Source organism: Kineococcus aurantiacus (genome assembly GCF_013409345.1).
GTDB lineage: Bacteria > Actinomycetota > Actinomycetes > Actinomycetales > Kineococcaceae > Kineococcus > Kineococcus aurantiacus.
Genome location: NZ_JACCBB010000001.1, coordinates 4,640,559 through 4,659,874 on the forward strand (window position 1 = coordinate 4,640,559; position 19,316 = coordinate 4,659,874).

The 19,316-nt window shown below is 74.4% G+C and carries 13 protein-coding genes and 1 riboswitch; of the genes, 7 read left to right on the top strand and 6 right to left on the bottom strand.

The features are described 5' to 3' along the window. Positions 1–16: 16 nt before the first annotated feature. From BJ968_RS22105 to BJ968_RS22115, 3 genes are read right to left on the bottom strand one after another with little or no spacing between them, the layout of a single operon-like run. Positions 17–1,375, bottom strand: coding sequence for an NtaA/DmoA family FMN-dependent monooxygenase (locus BJ968_RS22105; protein ID WP_179755533.1), 1,359 nt, complete (start codon positions 1,373–1,375; stop codon positions 17–19). Then, on the bottom strand, positions 1,372–2,745 hold the full coding sequence (locus tag BJ968_RS22110; protein ID WP_218885234.1) for an NtaA/DmoA family FMN-dependent monooxygenase: 1,374 nt from the start codon (positions 2,743–2,745) through the stop codon (positions 1,372–1,374). Before BJ968_RS22110 ends, BJ968_RS22105 begins: the two co-directional genes overlap by 4 nt. Next, a complete protein-coding gene (locus BJ968_RS22115) occupies positions 2,742–3,839 on the bottom strand; it encodes an LLM class flavin-dependent oxidoreductase (RefSeq protein ID WP_179755535.1) in 1,098 nt (365 codons plus the stop codon). Before BJ968_RS22115 ends, BJ968_RS22110 begins: the two co-directional genes overlap by 4 nt. A gap of 314 nt (positions 3,840–4,153) precedes the next feature. Continuing rightward, positions 4,154–4,248: riboswitch (SAM riboswitch) on the bottom strand. Between the two features lie 801 nt (positions 4,249–5,049). On the opposite strand from BJ968_RS22115, the gene BJ968_RS22120 reads away from it, so the two are divergent. The 4 genes from BJ968_RS22120 (at position 5,050) to BJ968_RS26050 (ending at position 14,438) form a co-directional block, all read left to right on the top strand. Beyond that, a complete protein-coding gene (locus tag BJ968_RS22120; protein ID WP_179755537.1) occupies positions 5,050–6,339 on the top strand; it encodes a hypothetical protein in 1,290 nt (429 codons plus the stop codon). A gap of 182 nt (positions 6,340–6,521) precedes the next feature. Next, positions 6,522–9,104 (top strand): Hint domain-containing protein, encoded by a 2,583-nt coding sequence (locus tag BJ968_RS22125; protein ID WP_179755539.1) that lies wholly within the window; start codon positions 6,522–6,524, stop codon positions 9,102–9,104. A gap of 1,375 nt (positions 9,105–10,479) precedes the next feature. Further along, the gene (locus BJ968_RS22130; RefSeq protein WP_179755541.1) at positions 10,480–11,949 is read left to right on the top strand and encodes a metallophosphoesterase; all 1,470 of its coding nucleotides are present in this window, start codon (positions 10,480–10,482) and stop codon (positions 11,947–11,949) included. Continuing rightward, positions 11,949–14,438: an AAA family ATPase gene (locus tag BJ968_RS26050; protein ID WP_179755542.1), complete on the top strand. Its 2,490-nt coding sequence runs from the start codon at positions 11,949–11,951 to the stop codon at positions 14,436–14,438. Before BJ968_RS22130 ends, BJ968_RS26050 begins: the two co-directional genes overlap by 1 nt. Positions 14,439–14,519: 81 nt before the next feature. On the opposite strand, the gene BJ968_RS22140 is transcribed toward BJ968_RS26050, so the two are convergent. Next, entirely contained in the window at positions 14,520–15,464 is a 945-nt protein-coding gene (locus BJ968_RS22140) for a cupin domain-containing protein (protein WP_179755544.1), read from the bottom strand. Between the two features lie 101 nt (positions 15,465–15,565). On the opposite strand from BJ968_RS22140, the gene BJ968_RS22145 reads away from it, so the two are divergent. After that, positions 15,566–16,495, top strand: coding sequence for an SDR family NAD(P)-dependent oxidoreductase (locus tag BJ968_RS22145; protein ID WP_179755546.1), 930 nt, complete (start codon positions 15,566–15,568; stop codon positions 16,493–16,495). Positions 16,496–16,499: 4 nt separating this feature from the next. On the opposite strand, the gene BJ968_RS22150 is transcribed toward BJ968_RS22145, so the two are convergent. Continuing rightward, positions 16,500–17,249, bottom strand: coding sequence for an alpha/beta hydrolase (locus BJ968_RS22150; RefSeq protein ID WP_218885235.1), 750 nt, complete (start codon positions 17,247–17,249; stop codon positions 16,500–16,502). A 131-nt stretch (positions 17,250–17,380) separates the two neighbouring features. Between BJ968_RS22150 and BJ968_RS22155 the strand changes: the two genes are divergently transcribed. Continuing rightward, a complete protein-coding gene (locus BJ968_RS22155) occupies positions 17,381–17,728 on the top strand; it encodes a hypothetical protein (protein ID WP_218885236.1) in 348 nt (115 codons plus the stop codon). Between the two features lie 32 nt (positions 17,729–17,760). On the opposite strand, the gene BJ968_RS22160 is transcribed toward BJ968_RS22155, so the two are convergent. Continuing rightward, positions 17,761–18,423 carry a TetR/AcrR family transcriptional regulator gene (locus tag BJ968_RS22160; RefSeq protein WP_425491596.1) on the bottom strand — a complete coding sequence of 221 codons (663 nt, stop codon included), beginning with the start codon at positions 18,421–18,423 and terminating at the stop codon, positions 17,761–17,763. 115 nt (positions 18,424–18,538) lie between these two features. Between BJ968_RS22160 and BJ968_RS22165 the strand changes: the two genes are divergently transcribed. Then, positions 18,539–19,267 carry a hypothetical protein gene (locus BJ968_RS22165; RefSeq protein WP_179755552.1) on the top strand — a complete coding sequence of 243 codons (729 nt, stop codon included), beginning with the start codon at positions 18,539–18,541 and terminating at the stop codon, positions 19,265–19,267. Positions 19,268–19,316: the final 49 nt, after the last annotated feature.

A 19,316-nucleotide genomic window follows, 5' to 3' on the forward strand; every position in this document is an offset into this window, starting at 1 on the left:
CGTCTTCTCGGGGGCCTCAGCCGGCGACGGCGGGAGCGGTGGGGGCGGGGGACGGTGACGGGGCGAAGGTGGAGGCGGGACGGGGCAGGTCGAGCCGGTCGCGCAGCGTCCCGTCCCGGTAGGCCGGCGGCACCAGCCCGCGGCGTCGCAGTTCGGGGGTGACCAGGTCCACGAAGTCCTCGATGCCGCCGGGCAGGTGCGGGAACTGCACCACGAACCCGTCGGCGGCCCCCGCGCGGTGGTGCTCCTCCAGGTGGTCGGCGACGTCGGGGCCGGTGCCGACGACGACCGTGCGTTCGAACTGCCAGGCGTAGACCTCCCGCGCGGTGGCCGACCCCTGCGCTCGCAACCGCTCGCGGACCGGGTCGGGCGAGCGGGTCTCGTTGGAGGTGTCCAGGTCCGGGGCGTAGGCGAAGGGTTCGTCGGCCGTGATGCCGCCGAGGTCCTGGCCGATGCTGTGCCCGACCGCCTCAAGCACCAGCGCGTCGGGGGTGTCGGCCAGCAACTGGTCGGCCAGCGCCCGCGCCTGGGCGCGGGTGCGGCCCAGGACCGGCATGACCGAGGGCAGCACCAGGGGAGGGCGGCGCCCGAGCCGGGCGGCGCGGGCCCGCAGGTCCGTCGTGGCGCGCGAGGTGGCCTCCAGCGAGCCGCCGCGGGCGAAGACGGCGTCGGCGGTGGCCGCCGCCAGCTGCAGCCCCGACTCCGACCCGCCGGCCTGGAACAGCACGGGGTGCCCCTGGGGCGGGCGGGCGACGTTCAGCGGGCCGCGGACGTCGAAGAACTCCCCGTGGTGGTCCAGGACGTGCAACCCGGCGGGGTCGGCGAAGCGGCCGGAGACCTTGTCCCGCACCAGGGCATCGTCGTCCCAGCTGTCGAGCAGGCCGTGCACGACCTGCACGTACTCGTGGGCCCGCTCGTAGCGGCGGGAGTGGTCCAGGTGCTGCACGCCACCGAAGTTGCGGGCCTCCTCGTCGTAGCGGGAGGTGACCAGGTTCCACGCCGCGCGGCCGCGGGAGAGGTGGTCCAGCGAGGCGATCTGACGGGCCAGGTGGTACGGCGGGTTGTACGTCGTGGACACCGTGGCGGCCAGCCCGATGTGGCGGGTCACCTGCGACAGCGCGGCCAGCAGGGTGAACGGTTCGGGCCGCAGCGACCCGTAGTGGTCGACCCCCGAGCGGTAGCGGTCCCAGAAGTACAGCCCGTCGGCCAGGAAGACGAGGTCGAACGTGCCGGCTTCGGCGACGCGGGCGAAGTGCGCGTAGTACTTCGGGCTCAGGTGCTCAGCGGGGCGGGACCGTTCGTGCCGCCAGCCGGTGACGTGCGCACCGCCGGGGTGGAACAGGAAAGCCCCCAGCACCAGGTGGTCGGCGCTCACGCGCTCACCTGCGTCCAGCGGCTGGACGGCACGTCCAGCCCCAGGTTCTCCCGCAGGGTCTCCCCGCGGTACTCCCCGCGGTAGACGCCGCGGCGGCGCAGTTCGGGGACCACGGTGTCGACGAACTCCTCGATGCCCTCGGGCAGGGAGGAGAAGGCCAGCATGAAGCCGTCGGCGGCGCCGCGGGTGAACCGTTCCTGCATGTGGTCGGCGACCTGCGCCGGGGTACCGGGCAGGAAGCGTCGACGCAGCAGCGTGCGGTAGACGTCCCGCAGGGTGCGCCGGCCCTCGCCCACCAGTTCCTGCACCGTCGCGTACAGGCTCTGGACCTGGTTGGTGCCGCCGGAGAAGTCGTGCGTGAACGGCTCGTCCAGCGGCCGGTCGGACAGGTCGACCTCCAGGTGGTGCGACAGCAGGTCGAGCGCGACCCGGTCGGGGGTGAGGGACTCGATGAGTTCCAGCTTCTCGACCGCCTCGGCCGGGGTGCGCCCCAGGACGGGGGACAGGGCGGGCAGGACCAGCAGCTCGCGCGGGTCCCGGCCGGCGGCGCTGGTGCGGGCGGCGTAGTCGGCGTACAGCCGCTGCGCCGCGCCGAGGTCGTGCTCCCAGGGGGTGAAGACCGCGTCGGCGTTCGCCGCGGCCAGTGCCCGGCCGGCCGGGGAGGCGCCGGCCTGGAACAGCACCGGGTGCCCCTGGGGCGGGCGGGCGATGTTCAGGGGCCCGCGGACGTCGAAGAACTCCCCGTGGTGGCCCAGGACGTGCAGCTTCTCGGCGCGGGCGAAGAACCCCGATCCCTTGTCGTAGGTGAAGGCGTCGTCGTCCCAGCTGTCCCACAACCCGCGCACGACCTGCACGAACTCCCCGGCGCGCCGGTACCGGTCGGCGTGCGCCAGGTGGGTGCCGGCCCCGAAGTTGCGGGCCTCCTCGTCCGCGGCGCTGGTCACCAGGTTCCACGCCGCGCGTCCCTGGCTCAGGAAGTCCAGCGAGGCCAGTTTGCGGGCCACGTGGTACGGCTCGTGGTAGGTCGTGGAGACGGTCGCGGCCAGCCCGATCCGCTCGGTCAGCTGCGACAGGGCGCCCAGCAGGGTGAAGGGCTCGGTGCGGACGTTCACCACGTGCTCCACGCCGCTGGCGAAGCGGTCCCACACGTACAGCTCGTCGGCCAGGAAGATCGTCGCGAACCCGCCCCGTTCGGCGGTGCGAGCGAAGTCGGCGTAGTAGTCCACGTCCAGGTAGCGCTCGGGCTGGGCACCGGGCAGGCGCCAGCTGGTCGCGTGCTCCCCGCCGGGGTAGAAGTGCATGGCCCCCAGGACGAGCCCGCGCTCGCGCCGTTCCTGCTGCTGCCGCTCCGGGCCCCGGTCCGCGCTCACGCGCGCGTCCCGACGAGGTCGGCCCGGCGGGCACCCGGGTCAGCCACCTGAGCGCCGGGGGGCCCGGTGGGCGGGTCCGCGGACGGTGCGGTCCAGCCCACGTGCGGGGCGACCTGCTCGGCGAACAGGGCCAGCGCCTCGGCGCGGGCCCCGAAGTCGGCGGGACCCAGCTCGACCTGGACGTTGAGCTGAGTGGCGTGCTCCAGCCACGGTGAGGCCAGCAGCGAGGCGGCGATGTCCTGCGCGGTGCCGTGGTGCAGGTTCAGGCGCGCGGCCTTCTGCGCCAGCGTGGTGGCCTCGCCCAGGAAGGAGGCGCCCCAGGCGTACTTGGCCTCGATGCCCGGCGCCGCCTTCCGCAGGGCCTCCTCCCGGCTGCGCGCGGGGTGGATCGCGGTGGAGACCGCCACCCGCGGGACGACCCCGGCCGGCAGGGCCTCGTGGTAGGCCGCGGCGGTCACCTCGGCCGGCACGGTCTGGGTGGTGCCGACCAGGATCCCGTGGCCGCGGCGCGCGGCTTCGGCGGCGCTGCGCGCTGTCAGCACGGCCTCCCACACCCGATCACCCAGTCCCGGCGCCGGCGGGTTGAGCCGTTGCCCGCGGGTGGTCAGGGCGTGCCCGTCCAGGGCGTGCAGGAGACGGGTCAGCAGTTGCCCGTAGCGGTCCTTGGCGGCCTCGACGTCCGCGCCACCGGGAACGGGGTCCCCGTCGTGGGCGAAGAGTTCCAGCAGCCCGGGCGCCCCGCCGCCGTTGGCCACCCCCAGTTCGACGCGGCCGCCGCTGAGCCGGTCCAGCACCGCGGCGTCCTCGGCCACCCGCACCGGGTTCTCCAGCGGGAGGGTGACCGCTGCGGTCCCCAGGTGCAGCCGGGTGGTACAGGTCGCCAGGGCGGCCAGCAGCACGAACGGGGAGGGCAACCCGCCGCTGGTGTGCGGGCCGGACGCCTCGCGCAGGTGGAACTGCCGGACCCAGGCGGTGTCGAAGCCGAGGTGCTCGGCCGTGATGAACAGCTCCAGCTCGTCGGTGTAGGAGTGGGAGTCGGGTACGGCCTGCAGGTGGGAGAACATGGCCAGGGACAACCCCGGGGTGGCGCTCACGGCGGTGCGCTCCGATTCGCTCGAGTGTCGAGGGGGTGGGGGAGGAACGGTTGACGGGTGCGGCGACGGAACGAGTGGGCGACGGGACGGGCGCGGACGGTCCGTCGACGGCCCGGCGCAGGTCGGCCCGCCGCGAACCGCTCAGGCGCGGACCGCTCGCAGTGCAGGACGAGGAACGGGGATCAGGTCGCTGGTCGGGCCGGACAGCAGTCGCTGGACTGCAGCGCCAGGTCGACGTGACGCCGCCGCACCAGGTGCAGCCGGGGGCGTGGTCCAGCGATCGCCGTGTTCAGGTGGTGCACGCTGACCTCCGCATTCCATCGTCTTGGCGGAAGCACCTGTCAGCCCAGGGGACTGGTGGTTGCTGCGGCGTCGTCGAGCCAAGTCTCTCGGCCGCTCTGGATGGTGCGTGAATTTGATCCCATCGCGGGGACCGGTGTCAACCGTGCCGTGACCGGGCCGGCGCCGCGGTGATCCGCGCCGGCGGTGGACCCACCCCCTCCGCCGGCTACCTGCTTCCCAGCGCCGGCGAGTTCCGCGGCGTCGCCGACACACCCACCGGCATCGACGACCCGCTGCCCCTGTTCCGGCTGCGGTGGTCCGTGCCACGGAGTTCGACCCCCCGGCGGCACCGCCCACCTCGCCGGCCCGGAACAGGACCACGATCCGTCTCCGGCGCGGAACTCGCGGGTGGGGTTCGCCCACGGTTCGGCCGTCGTCGGCCGGTACCGGGCGTTGTCGTCGTCCGCCGGCGGCCGCAGGTGCTGACCGGCACGAGGCGGGTCGGGGCGTCGGTGAGGTGCCGGGCCACGATCGTGCCGGTCCCGTCGGTCGCGATCAGCTCCCCGGACATCGGCGGCGCACCCGTCTCGGCCCCCCCGGGGGGCAGGGCCGCCCACCGCTGGAGGGAGCAGGGGGGCCGGTCGGCGACGTCGCGGGCCGGGCCGCCCCGACGGCAGCTGGTGCGCCGCGCCGCTCGGCCTGCGGACCCCGCGGCGGTGGTCGGAGGCGCTCCACCCACCCGGGGACGACCCCCTGTCGCCGCCTGCGTGTAGAAGGGAGGCGTGACTCCCCTCAGCCGAGTGCTCCCGCCCCGGCGCCGCGACGGCCTCCCGCGGCGGCGAGCCCCGCGCGCTGCGGCCCGCAGCACCACGCCCGGGGGACGCCGGTGAGCGCAGCGGTGCCGGAGGGGGTGCCGGAGGGGGTGGCGGTGGGCCGGTCGGCTGGCCCCGGCGACGCCGGCGGGCCCGCTGGGCCCGTCGCCGTGGAGCTGATGGCGGCGTTGCTGGGCGAGGCCGGCCCGCTGGCGACGGAGGCCCACCGGCTCCTGTCGCCGGTGGCCGCCTTCCGCAGCACGCTGCGTGAGCGGCTCCTGGTCGACGGGCAGATCGTCCCCTTCGCCCACCGGGCCGCGGCGCTCACTCCCCGGCACAGCATCGCCGCGGTGGACGGGGCGTCGGTGCGGGAGCACCTGTACGCCGCGGACCTCGTGGTCGCCGTCGCCGTCGCGGCCGAGGGCATGACCAGCGTCGGCGGGCACCCGCTGTCGCACCGGCACTGGGCGCACGTGCGTGAGCACGAGTCGGAGAACGACCGGCTGCTGTCGGCGGCGATGGCGAGCCTGGAGCTGCAGCTGCTGGCGGACCTGTCCCACGACGTGCGCATCCTGGACGGCTCCCACGGCACCCCGGTGATCGCCCTGTCCACGGCCCTGGCCGCCCGCAGCCGCGGGGTGGCCGGTGCTGCGGCCGAGCTGGTGACCGACGAGGTCGTCGCCGCTGTCCGCTCGCTGGCCGACCCGGACCAGCGGGTCCACCCCGGGGAGGTCGTGGCCCTGCCGAAGGCGGACTCGGCGCACGCCTTCGCCGGCGTGTACCGGGCCCGGTACGGGCTGGACCTGCCCGGGGGGGACCGCTTCCTGGCCGCGCAGGTCCTGGAGCCGGGGGAGATGCTCTACCCGCGGGCCGCCGCGGAGGTGGCCGGGGTGCACTTCACCGTCCGCGAGGAGGCTCCCCAGCGCGTGCAGGAGGCCGCTTCGACGCTGGACCAGGCGATCGCGCCCCTGCGCGAGGCGGCCGGCAGCGCGCAGCTGCTGGTCACCTACGTCAAGCCGGCCACCGCCGACACGGTCCTCAAGGTCGAGTTCCGCGTCTCGGAGCCGCTGGTGGACGCGGGCGCCCCGGCGTCCTCCCGGGCGTCCTCGAGGGCGCTGGGTGAGGCGCAGCGGCTGGCGGGGCTGCTGTCGGCCGAGACACCGGGCCCGCACCTGCAGGAACCGTTCGCGCAGTACGCGGTGGACCTGCTCGCCAAGAGCGTGTCGGTGGGGGCCGAGGCGCTGAACCAGTCGATGATCGCGATGCTGCCGCCCGGCTCGGAGGACTACCTGACGCTGCTCGCCCGCTCGTACCGCACCCGGGCAGGTGGCGGCGGTGGGGGCGGCACGCGCCCCGGCGGCGTCGGGCGTGCCGGTGGGCCCGGCGGGCCGGCGGGTAACCGGTGAACGGCGCCGGGCCGACCGCGGCCACGGGTCCCACCCCGGCGGCTCCAGCCGCTGAACCGTCACCGACAGAACCAGCAGCACCAGCACGAGCAGCACGAGCAGCGCGAGGGAGTCTTTCCGTGGACCCGATCACCACCGCCGAGCAGGTCGCCGTCGTCGGTACCCCGTCGTCGAACTACGAGGTGACCCTCGACCTGCTCGACACCGCCGTCCACGAACCCCTCGTCGGGTCGATGCTGCTGCTCACCCAGCCCTCCGGTGGCGGTGAGGAACTCGCACTGGGCACGGTCACCGAGGTGACCACGATGAACCAGTGGCACTCCCAGCCCCTGCTGCGCGGCGTCGTGAAGGCCAGGGGTCACATCCCCGGCATGTCCGGCGACCTGGGGGACGTGCGGGCGGCCAGCATCAAGCTGCAGGCCTGCTACAAGCGCAACGCCTTCGGCCAGCCCCAGCCGTGGGTGCAGGCCGGGCCGTCGCTGCGGATGTCCCCACCCACCGGCACGGCGGTGCGGCGGGTGACCAACGAGGTCCTCGACGAGCTGATGAGCGGTGAGGAGGACCTGCACTACCTCGGGCACCTGCACGGGACCGCCGACGTGCGCATCCCCCTGTCGATCCGTGACTTCTCCGGTGACCGTGGCGCCTTCCACGCCGGTCTGTTCGGGATGAGCGGGAGCGGGAAGGCACTGGCGCTGGACACCCCCGTCGCGACTCCCGGCGGTTGGACGACGATGGGGGAGTTGTCCGACGGCGACCTCGTCTTCGACGAGACGGGCCGACCCACCCGGGTGGTCAAGGCGCACGAGGTGCGCCTCGACCGCCCCTGCTACGAGGTCGTCTTCTCGGACGGTTCGGTCATCGTGGCGGACGCGGACCACAACTGGTACACCGAGGACGAGGCTGCCCGGCGGTCCGCAGGCACGGCCCGGCGTTCGGAAGGCACCAGGAAGCGACGCCCCCTGCTGGCTCCCGCGATCACCGGACGCCTGCGCCGCCTCGCCGCGGCCGCCGCGCCCGAGGACGTCATCACCGTGCCCGAGGTCGTCGCGCTGACGGGCCTGCACCGCAGGAGCAGCGCGCTGACGACCGTCACCACTGCTGTCGGCACGCTCGGGGCCCAGAGGGCCACCGCCCGGTTCGAGTACCGCGCGCAGCAGTACACCAAGACGAGAACGCTGGTCGCGTGGCCCGGACGCGAGCTGCTGACCGCCTTGGCGAGCGTGGCCGAGGCAGGCCGCCCGAGCGCCCCCGTCTTCAACCCGTCCCTGGCACCTCGACTGCGTGAGGCCGCCGCGGACGCCGCGGACTGGCTCAGCTTGCCCGACGTCGCGCGCCTGATCGGTCTACCTGCCCGCAACGCCAACCTGCGGCGCAAGGTGGAGACCTGTTCGATCCCGGCGCACCGCCGGCCGATGCCCGTCCGGGTGACCCTCCCGGCGCACACGGTCGAGCGCGCTCCGGCGAACGCGGTGCTCACCTACCCCAGGCGGCGACTGCTCACCGCCCTCGCCGACCACGCCGACCGGCCTGTGGGCGACCAGCGGCACAAGCGGATCACCGGCCGCGTGGTCACGACCGAGCAGATCCGGCGAACCCTGCGGACCTCGGACGGGGAGAGCAACCACGCCGTGCCGGTGGCCGGGCCCCTCGTCCTGCCCGAGCAGCGCCTGCCGCTGGACCCGTACTTCCTCGGGTACTGGCTCGGGGACGGCAAGGCGTCCGACGCCCGCATCTACACCGCTGACGCCGAGGTTCTCGACACCTTGCGCGGCCGCGGGTTCGTGGTGACCGCCACCGGACGCGACTTCGAGTTCCGCGTCACCTGGGGCGACCCGGCGAAGGAGGCGGCCCGCGCCGCGCGGCCCTGCGCCCGGTGCGCGGCGCCGTTCACCCCGGCTGGACCGCGCCGGCGGTACTGCTCGAACGCGTGCCGGCTCGACGGCCCCCGTGCTACCCGCGCGGACGGTGCCGGGCGGTGCACCGACTGCGGCCGCAGCGGCGTCAGCGGGCTGCGCTGCATGAGCTGCCACCGCACGGCCACGCCCACCGGCGTCCTGCGTCACCTCGGTGTTCTCCACGACAAGCACGTTCCCGACCGGTACCTGCGCGGTTCCCAGGCGCAGCGCCGGGCGTTGCTGGCGGGCCTGCTGGACAGCGACGGCACGCCCGCGCCGCAGGGGACGGTCCTACTTCGACAACACCAACCTCCGGCTGGCGCAGCACGTCCAGGAGCTGGCGGCCTCCCTCGGCTACCGCCCCACCCTGACGAGCAGGACCGCGACGCTGAACGGCAAGGCGTGCGGTCCGACCTACCGAGTCGCCTTCACCGTGGCCGACGACGTCTTCGCCCTGAGCCGCAAGCGGACGTTGCACGCCGAGCGCCGCGCCGGCCACCACCCGGCGAGGACGTCGCACCGGTACGTCGTCGACGTCCGGCCCGTGCCGTCGGTGCCGGTCCGGTGCATCACCGTGGACAGCCCGAACCGCCTGTACCTGGCCGGCCGCACCATGATCCCGACGCACAACACCGCGTTCTCGGCGTACTTCCTGGCCGGGCAGATGCGCAATCCCGACCAGGGTTTCATCGTCGTCGACCCGCAGGGGCAGTTCGCCTCCGAGACCGGTTTCCCGTTCTCCCTGCAGGCCTGGGCCGCGGAGATGGGCCGGGAGGTCGTCGTGCGCCGCGTGAGCGAGGACCTGCGGCTGGAGAAGGACGCCCCGTTGTTCGGGGAGTTGCTGGGCAAGACGAAGCTGACCGGTGAGATCACCAAGATGGCTCCCGAGACCGCCGGCCTGTTCATCGACGAGCTGGTCAAGCTGCTGCGCAAGCGCAGCGGCTGGGACACCGAGGACTCCGCCGGCCTGCTGAGGGAACTGCTGGGCTCGCTGACCGAGGCCGGTGTCCTGGGGCGCATCTACGTCGACGAGACCCGGCAGGCCCGGCTCCGGGACGCCGTCCTGGACGTCCTCGACGACGCGGACCGGTTCGGCGACGTGTTCAGCCAGTTCCAGCCGCTGCACAACCTGTTCAGCCCCGCCAACCCCGGTGGTGGGAGGCGGCACTCGATGTGGGGCACGATCGCCCACGTCTTCGACAAGGCCCAGCGGGCCGGTGCGCCGGCGCCGATGCTCGTCCTGGACATGTCCACCTCCGGGCAGGTCTCCTGGGTGTCCTCCCTGCTGGCCGGGCCCGAGCAGGCTGCGGCCGTGGAGGCGCTGCGGGTCCTGGACCAGGACTCGATCAAGGCCGCGATCCTGCGCAAGGCGTGCCGCACCTTGAAGGAGGCCTCCGAGTCCGCCTTCCGGCTCGGGGAAACCCTGAACACGATGGTGGTCTTCGACGAGGCGTGGCGCTACGCCCCGCCGCTGCACCTGGCCGGCGACGAGGAGGTCAAGGCCCTGTCGGCGGACATCGCCGGCTACTTCCGCGACACCCGGAAGTTCGGCATCGGCTGGACGCTGATCAGCCAGTCGCCCCGCAGCGTGAACGCGGACTGCTTCGACCAGATGGCGGTGCGCGTCATGGGCTACGGCCTCGGTGGCGCGGACCTGGCCAAGGTCGCCGAGCAGATGGACGACGCGGAGCACCTGAAGCTCTACCGGGCGTTCGCGCCGCCGGACGCCACCAGGCCCAAGGTGTACCCCTTCATGGTGACCGGTCCCGTCTCACCGCTGTCCTTCACCAAGGCTCCGGTGTTCCTGGCCGCCTACACCGACTTCGAGGTCTTCCGCGCCGACAACCACCCCTGGATCAGCCAGGCCCGCCGCAGTCAGGGCCTGCCGGTCCTGTCCGGCGTTCCCCGGCTGCGCGGCGCCGGACCGGTGGTGGCCGCCCAGGTCCCGCGGTCCACCGCCCCGGCCGGCGCCGGGAAGCGTGCCGGGGGGACGAAGGAGGCGCTGGAGCGCGTCCGCGAGAACGCCGCCACCGGGGGGATCGCCGCGGGGGCCTTCGCCGGGCTGGCCGGCGACGCCGGGTTCAGCGGGGGACTGGGCAGCATCGACGACGACGACCCGCCGCCGTTCTGACCGCCCCGGGACGGGGGCCCGGGCGCGCGGCGCCCGGTGAGAACATCGTGTCCGACGGTGCCCCTACGGTGTCGGCGCAGCGAGTGATCACGGTTGAAGGAGCCAGTGCAGGTGAGTGAGCCCGTCTACGAGGTCGGCTTCGTGGCCGATGCCCACCTCGGGTACGCCGCCCGGTGCGGCTCCCACCCCGCGTCAGGGCTGAACCACCGGGTCCGCGACGGCTACCTGAGCTACCGCGCGGTCGTGCGGGACATGATCGCCAAGGAGGTGGACCTGGTCATCGACGGCGGGGACACCTTCCACCAGTCCCACCCCAGCATCGGGGCCATCGTCTGGGCCCGCCGGCAGATGGAGTCCCTCGCCGCCGCGGGCATCCCGGTCATCGGCAACACCGGCAACCACGACGCCTCGGCGGACCGCAGCAAGTCCCCGGCCACCGCGGCCATCGACGACCCCGCCCGCGGCATCGCCTACGTCACCGAGCCCTACAAGGTCTTCGAGCCCCTGGACGGGCTGGCCGTCCACGTGATCAGCCACTACGGGCTGGCGCAGAGCGAGCGCCTGCTGCCCGAGCCGATCGACGGGGTCGTCAACCTGCTCTCCGCGCACGGGGCGGCGATGCTGCCCGGGCACGAGGTGTTCCGCTCGGTGGACTCCCCCGGGGAGGTGCCGATCGGGTTGGACATCCTGGCCGACGACCGGTTCGCGTTCAAGGCGCTCGGCCACTACCACGGCATGGGGGAGATCCTGCCGAACGTCTGGTACGCCGGGTCGCTGGTGCGGCGCGGGTTCGCCGACCCCGCGGGAGGTCGCGGCTGGTTGCTGTGCAAGGTGTTCTCCGACGGCCAGGTCGTGGTCGAGCCGCAGTACATCGACCAGCGACCGCAGTTCGACCTGCCGCGCATCGACGCGAAGGGGAAGACCGGGGCGCAGGTCGAGGAGGAGATCCGCGCCAACCTGGACAGCGTCGACGTCGCCGGCGCGATCATCCGGCAGGTCGTGGTCAACTGCTCGACCAGCACGCGCCGGGGCATCGACCAGCCGGCCCTGGCCGCGCTGACGGAGTCGGCGCTGATGTGGATGCCGGACTTCGTGCGCCCCCTGGCCGTCGACGAGGCGGCCGACCGGGCCGACGGGCAGGGCGTCGACCCGGCCGGTGACGACGCCGCGGGAGCGGTCACCGTGAGGACCGCCGACAGCGTCGCGGCGTCGCTGACGACCGCCGGGTCGGCCGATCTGCCCAAGGTGTACGGCTCGTGGGTCGAGGACTACGCGACCGCCGTGGGGCTGGCGGCGGAGGTGAAGCCGATCGTGGTCACCGAGGGGGTCCGGCACCTGAAGGCCGCGTCCCAGTTCGCCGAGACCGGTGACTTCGCGGTCCCGGACGCCCCGGCCGAGCGCACCGGGCAGGAGCAGGCCGCCGCCGAGCAGGCACGACGTCTCCGGGCTGCGGCGCTGCGCTCCCCCTCGCGGACGGTGGCCGGTGCGGACGCGCCGGGCACCGGTCCGGGCACGGACCCGGGCACGGAGCCAGCACCCGGGGTCCCCGCGGACGCCGGTGCCGGGGAGGAGCTCTTCTGATGATCACCATCGAGTCGGTGGAACTGGTCAACGTCCGCAGCATCGGTCGGGCAGTCGTCGAGCCGCTCACCGACGGGGGAGTGACCGCGCTGAACGGCCCCCGCGGGGTGGGCAAGTCCACGGTCCTGATCGGGTTGCTGTACGCCCTGTTCGGCACGACGCCCGACGGCGTACCGGCTCAGGCGCTGCGCCGGCAGGGCAGCGAGGGTGAGGTCAAGGTCGTCGTCACGTTCGTCCACGGCGGTCAGCGCGTCGTGCTCGAGCGCGGGCTGAAGGGCAGGAACGACACCCCGTACGCCAAGGTCACCCTCGACGGGGTCGAGCAGACCGTCGGCAAGATCAGAGCCGCGAACGAGTGGGTGGTCCGCCGCTTCGGCGACCTGGACGCCACCGGGTTCCTGGCCGCCTTCGTGGTGCGGCAGAAGGAGCTGGACGCCCTGGTCAAGGCCCGCGCCGCGGACCGGCGCGCGCTGTTCGAGCGGCTGGCGGGCATCGACCGGATGAGCGACGCGGTCAAGGCCGCCCGCGCGGAGGAGGCCGCCGCCCGGACCACGCTGGAGCACCTGCCCGGCTCCGCCGAGGAGGTCGACGCCGCCCGCGCCGACCTGCAGCGCGCTCAGGAGCACGCCGCCAGGGCCTGGGAGGAGTTCGAGACCGCCAGCGCCGCCGTGGGAGCCGAGGACGAGGCCCTCGCGCTGGCCAGGGAGCGGTTCGAGGACGTCACGGCCCGGGTCCGCGTCCACCAGGAAGCCGCCCAGGCCGCTCAGCGCGCCGAGCACCACCGGCTCCTGACCGCCGAGCGCGCCGAGCACGCCACCCGCGAGGTCGACCGGCTCACGGCCGCCTCCGCCGGCGGCAGCGCCGAAGCCGTCCACGCCGCCCGCGCCGCGCTGACCCGGGCCCAGCAGGCCGTCGCTGAGAACCAGGCCGCGCGTGCGGCGGCCCGCACGGCCACCGCCGCCGCCACCGCCGACGCGCGGCGCGCCCAGCAGGCCCAGGCGGCGTCGGCACGGTCGCAGACGGCGCTCACCGCCGCGCGCGCCGAGGCCGACGAGCAGGCCCGGCTGGCCGCCGCCGTCCCGGCGGACCTGCCCGAGCAGGTCCAGGCCGCCACCGCCCGGGCCGCCGAGCTGCAGGAGCAGCGCGGGGTCCTGCGCGGGGAGTACCAGCGCCTCGAGGGATCCATCAAGGCCCTCAGCGCCACGGTGGACCCCACCTGCCCGACCTGCTCGACGCCACTGGCCGACCCGCACGAGCTGCTGCAGACCCTGCGCACGGCCCTGGACCGCGTCCGCGAGCAGGGGCTCACGGCCAAGGCCGAGCAGGAGCAGGCCGACGGGCGGGCGCAGGCGCTGACCGGGCAGATCGCCCGGGCCCAGCAGCTGCAGCAGGCAGCCGGGTTCGCCCGGCAGCGGCACGAGGCGGCGCTCGCGGCCGCGCAGGAGGCCGAGGCCGTCGCGGCCGCGCTGCAGGCCGAAGCTGCCGCGAGTGCCCAGGACGCGCAGCAGGCGCAGGCGCGCGCCGAGGAGGCGGCGGCTGCCGAGGGTGAGGTCCAGGCCGCGTTCGAGGCGGCCTCGGCCAGGCTGCGCCAGGCCGAGTCGGCCGCCGAGGCCGCCGCGGCGCTGGGGCGGGCCACGACCTCGGCGCAGGAGGCGCAGACCGCGGCGGCCGCCGCGGTGACCGCTGCCGAGCAGGCCGCCGCGCTGGCCGCGGCCGCCGCCGTGCCCGACACCGAGCGGGTCCAGGCGCAGGCGGCGTTGACGGAGGCCGGCCAGCGCGTGCAGGACCTCCGCTCGGCGATGCAGACCGCGCAGGCCGAGCACCGGCTGGCGGAGCAGCAGGTCAAGCACAGCGGGACGGCGCGGGACCAGGCGGAGCGGCGGCTGAAGGACCGGGCCGCCGCCGCGGCGGAGTACGAGCGCCGGACCGCGGTGCGCGAGGCGCTGGACACCTTCCGCAAGGACCGGATCGCGCGGTTGGCCCCGGAGGTCTCGGAGGTGGCCACCGACCTGATCGCGCGGATGACCAGCGGCCGGTACGTCTCGATCGAGCTGGACGAGGAGTTCACCGCGGTGGTCACCGACGACACCGGCCAGACGCGCCCCGTCACCTGGTTGTCCGGGGGTGAGGAGTCCGTGGTGGCGTTCGCGTTGCGGGTGGCGCTCGGTGAGCTGTGGGCCGGTCAGCGCGGGGGGCTGTTGTTCCTCGACGAGCCGTTCACCGCGCAGGACGTCGCCAGCCGCACCGCGATGATGGCCGCCATCCGGGACCTGCCGAACCGGCAGGTCATCCTCATCAACCACGCCTCCGAGGCCACCGACATGGTGGACCTGGTGCTCGACGTCGTCCCCGACGAGGAGACCGGCGCGCGGATCGAAGCAGCCTCGGCGTTCACCGAGGCGCCCGACGCGGTGCTGGCCGGCATCGACGAGGAGGGTTTCGTGCCGGGGCCGACCACTCCGGACGATCGTCTGGCGAGCACCGCGTGACGTCGCCCGGGTCGGGACGGCCGTGACCGGTTCCGGGTGTCGCGTCCGCCGCCTCGTGCGAATGCGCTGCCGTGGCGACGGTCAACGACCGCTGAGGGCGAGGTAGGCCCGGGGGGAACTCCCCAGCACCCGTTTGAACGCCGTGCTCAGCGCGCTCTCCGACCCGTACCCGACCGCGGTGGCGATGGACGCCAGCGTCCGGTCACCCGCCTGCAGCTGCTGCGCGGCCAGGGCGATGCGCCACTGCGTCAGGTACTCCAGTGGCCCCTGACCCAGCGAGCGGGAGAAGCGGGCCGCCAGGGTGGAGCGGGAAACCCCCACCGAGGCGGCGAGGTCTGCGACCGTCCACGACCGTGCGGGGTGGGTGTGCAGCGCGCGCAGCGCAGCCGCCACGACCGGGTCGGACAGCCCGGCCAGCAACCCGGGTCCCGCTCCACCGGTGGTCGGGGCTTGGGCACGAGTTCGGGCCAGGTGCAGGCGCAGGACGTGGATGAGCATGACGGTGGCCAGGTGCTCGGCGACCAGCCCGGCCCCCAGCGGCTGGGTGCGGACCTCGTGCTCGATCTGCGCGAGAGCCCAGTCGAGGGTGTGCGCGGCGGGGGAGGTGGCGGGCACGACGATGACCGGGGGCAGGGCGTCCAGCAGCAGCGCGTGCGCGCGCTCGCCGAAGTCGAAGCTGCCGCCGAGGACGAACACGTCCTCGCCCGTGCCCGTCCGCGCCAGGCCGTCACCGGCCGTGCTCCTGGCCTGCGCGAAGGCGGTGCGGGCGTCGGCAGCCGGCAGTGACAGGTCGCTGGCCAGGGTGAACCGGGCCCGGCGGGTGAGCAGGCAGCAGTCCCCCGCGGTGAGGGGGTGGTGCTGGTCGCTGCCCTGCACGGCGAGGTGGCAGGACCCGGCGCGGACGGCGACGAACTTCACCCCCGCCGGGGGCGGGAAGCTCATCGCCCAGTCCCCGCCGGCGACCAGTCCCGCCGAGACCGAGCTCCGCACCCCGACCAGGGCGAGGACGTCCTCCAGCGGATCCACGGGTCCCTCCTCGCAGGGGTCTGACACGTCTTGGACGATGGCAAAAGTAGTCCGGTGGCCTGATCATAGACCGTCCAGCTCACCGGACCTACGGTCGAGTCATGACTCGCCTCACCACTCCCTTCGGCCCCCGGGCGAGCGCGGACGACGTGCTCGCCGGGGTCGACCTCACCGGCCGGCGCTACCTGGTCACCGGTGGCGCTTCGGGCATCGGCGCCGAGACCGTCCGCGCCCTGGCCCGCGCCGGCGCGCAGGTCGTCGTCGCCACCCGCGCCCCGGGCGCTGCGGAAACCCTCGTCGAGGAGTTCCCGCAGGTCAGCGCCGTGGCCCTCGACCTGGCCGACCCGGCCTCCGTGCACGCCCTCACCGCCGCCTGGACCGGCCGCCTCGACGCCGTGGTCGCCAACGCCGGCGTCATGGCCCTGCCCACCCGGCAGCTGAGCGCGCAGGGCTGGGAACTGCAGCTGGCCACGAACTTCCTCGGCCACCTCCAGCTCGTCACCGGTCTGCACGCGCCGCTGGCGGCCAGCGGTGGGCGGATCGTGACGGTGAGCTCGGGGGCTCAGCGCGTCAACGGTGTCGACCTGGACGACCTGCAGTTCGCCCGCCGCCCCTACGACCCGTGGACGGCGTACGCGCAGTCCAAGACGGCCACCGCCCTGCTGGCCGTCGCCGTGAGCCGCCGCTGGGCCGCGGACGGCATCACCGCCAACTCCCTGGAGCCGGGTTTCATCCACACCAACCTGCAGCGCCACCTCGACGCCGACGCGATGCGCTCCTTCGGGGCGATGGACGAGGCCGGGGAACTGGTGACGCCGGAGTACTACAAGACCCCTGCGCAGGGGGCGGCGACGTCGGTCCTGCTGGCCGCCTCGCCCCTGGTGGAGGGGGTCAGCGGCCGCTACTTCCAGGACAACCAGGAAGCGGAGGTCGTCGACGGCGGGGCCGGCACCACCAGCGGTGTCGCCCGGTGGGCGGTCGACCCCGACGTGGCGGACCGGTTGTGGGACACCGCTCAGCAGGTGGGGTGAGCGCTCACCCCGGCGTGCGGCGGGGAACCGCCGGAGCGCGGGTCGCCCTCGACCCGCCCGGACCGGCACCCGGCTCGGCGCGGTCGACGTACCCGGCGAGGAGGTCGGCCAGTTCCTCGGGCCGGCTCAGGGCTGCGCAGTGCCCTGCGTCGATCTCGTCCGGCCCGGTGATGCCGAGGCGTTCGGAGGCGACCCGACGCTGCACAGCGGGAGGGATGAACCGGTCACGAGTCGCGACGACGTACCTCGCCGCGATCCCCGGCAGCGCGTGCGAGGGCCACGCCGCCTCACCGAGCCCTCCACCGGTCGGCCGCTGCCTCGCCAGGGCTTCGCCGGCCAGTGCCGGCGGCACGTCGTGGTAGAAGGCGATCAAGGGGTCGGGATTGCCCGTCAGGCCGCCGTCCGCCGCCGCCAGCTCAGCCACCGCTCGTTCCCACCCGACGTCGGCGAACCACTCGATGCCGCTCTCACCCGGGCGCGGCACCATCGCGGTCAGGAAGACCTGCAGCGAGGCGTCCAGCCGCTCCGCCACCAGCGGGACGAGGAACCCCCCGGAGGAGTGGCCGACCACCACGAGGTCCTCGGCCCCTGCGGCAGCGGCTGCGAACACGTCGACGCAGTCGTCCCACGTCGCCCCGTCCCGGTCGGTGGGCAGGTCCGGTGCCAGTGCCTCGTGGCCGCGCTCACGCAGCGCGCGTCGCACCAGGTGCCAGGCCCAGCCGCCGTCACCGGAACCGTGGATCAACGCGAACATCGTCATCCACTCCAGACCCGCGGACCGGCGGGAACTGACCGGTCACCCCTGAGGAGAACAGTCCGGGACCACGACCGGCTCGACCGGCGGCGGTCGCGCCCCTTGACCTCCAGCGCGCTGCAGCTCTTGGCGTGACCGGCACGACCATCGACGGGTCGGACCTGAGCGCTGCCGATGAGGAGGCCGTCCGCGACCTCATCGCCCGCGCCGACGCCGCTCGAGCTGAACCGGCGGCCCTGCCGGCGCTGCACGCACCCGGGGCGGTCGTGGTCGACCTCGCCGTTCGGCGGGTGCTGGGGCGCGATCCCCTGGCCGTCGCCCCGGAGGAGGCGATGGCGTCACCGCTGCGCGACGGCGCTGACCCCCGTGCGCTGCGGTGCACGGGGGCTCCCACCCACGTGGTGGCGCGCTCGGAGCAGGGCTGGCGGATCGTGCTGGCGCAGACGACTCCGCTGGCCGGGCCGTCGGCGACCGGGTGACGGTGCGGGCCGGGCCAGGTCGGCGGGTTCGATCAGCGCGGCCGTGGGCTGGTGGGCCCGGCGAGGCTGGCGCGGAGCGCCGGGGCCAGGTCGTGGATCAGCTGCTCGCGCGACATCCCGGCCGAGGGCTGCAGTCGCAGCACGTAGCGGGTGAAGACCACGCCGGCCAGCGTGCTCACCGCGGCGCCGGCCCGGGCGGTGGCCCGCCGCCCGCCGATCTGCTCGGCGAGGCGCGCGATCACCTCCTGCTCGAAGAATTCAACGACAGCGCGCAGCACGGCGGGTTCCTCCAGGGCCATGACGACCAGGGCGCGCAACGCCGGGCCGCTGTCGGGGTCCTCCCACGCCGCGGTCAACGCGGCCAGCAACCGCTCCGGCAGTCGCGCCGGGTCTCCGGCCAGGGCGCTGGTCAGCACCTGCGGCGGGCTGAGGGTCAAACGCATCACGGCGCTGAAAAGGCCCTGCTTGGAACCGAAGTAGTAGCTGATCAGCGAGGCGTCCACCCCCGCGTCCGCGGCCACCGCGCGCAGGGTCGTCCCCGTGTAACCGCGGCTCAGCAGTCGTCGGCGCGCCGCCAGAAGGATCCGCTCCCGGGTTCCCGGAGCGCCTGCCCGGCTCGGATCGACAGGTGGCCGTCCGCGCTTGGTGTTCATCACCGTTGAAGCTAGCGGGTGCGGGGCGGAACGTTCCCCCATGTCCACTCACCCGCACCTCGCCCGTCTCCCGCGAACCGGTGGCCCCGTGCTCCGCCGCAGCGCTCGACACCCACAGCCGGAGCGCGGCCAGAGGCAGCGCTGGACCCGCGTGCGGTTGATCGAGCCCTCCGGCGCCGGTTACCTCTTCATCGGTGCCAGTTCCGGGCCCTGGCCGCTGCCGGTGGCTCTGCCTCGGGCTCGCCGGCGCGCCCTGCTCAGCCTGCTGCACGCCGGCGCGGAGCAGCTGCGCTCCCCGGCGGGGCGGGAAGCCGGTGTCGAGCGTGCCGACGTCTTCCGCGCCGTGCTGCGCCCACCGGGCCGGGGACGCCCGTTCGCGCGGCGGACCGCCGATCGTGCCGGCGACGCCGGGGGCGGTGACCTCCTCGACGCCGTGCTGCTGGTGCAGACCCGGGACCCGTCCACCGCCGCCGCCCGACTGCGCAGCGACGCGATCGGCGATCTGCGCCGGCGTCTGGAAGCCGCCGGCGCCGCCACCGTGGTCTTCACCGGCAGCAACGTGCGCCGCATCGGTGACGTCGAGCACGACCGCCGAGGGATCTTCCTGTTCAACTACTTCAGCGCCGAGGACACCGAGGAGAACCTGCACGCCTGGCAGTACACCGCGGGCTGGTTCCAGGAGCAGACCGGCCTGGACAACTCCACCGTCCTGCAGCCGGCGGGGCCTGCGGGTGGCTACAGCCTCATCAACCACTGCCGCTGGGAGCACCTGCGCGACGTCCTGCCCGCACTGGTCCTCGAACCCAGTTTCCGCCGCTTCGTGCTGCGCACGTTCGCCGACCACAGGACCGCCGCGAACCCGGTCCTGTACCGCTTGGACGGGTGAGGAGGTGGTTGCGGGGACCGCGCGAGCGGACGCGGCGTGCACCGCGCGC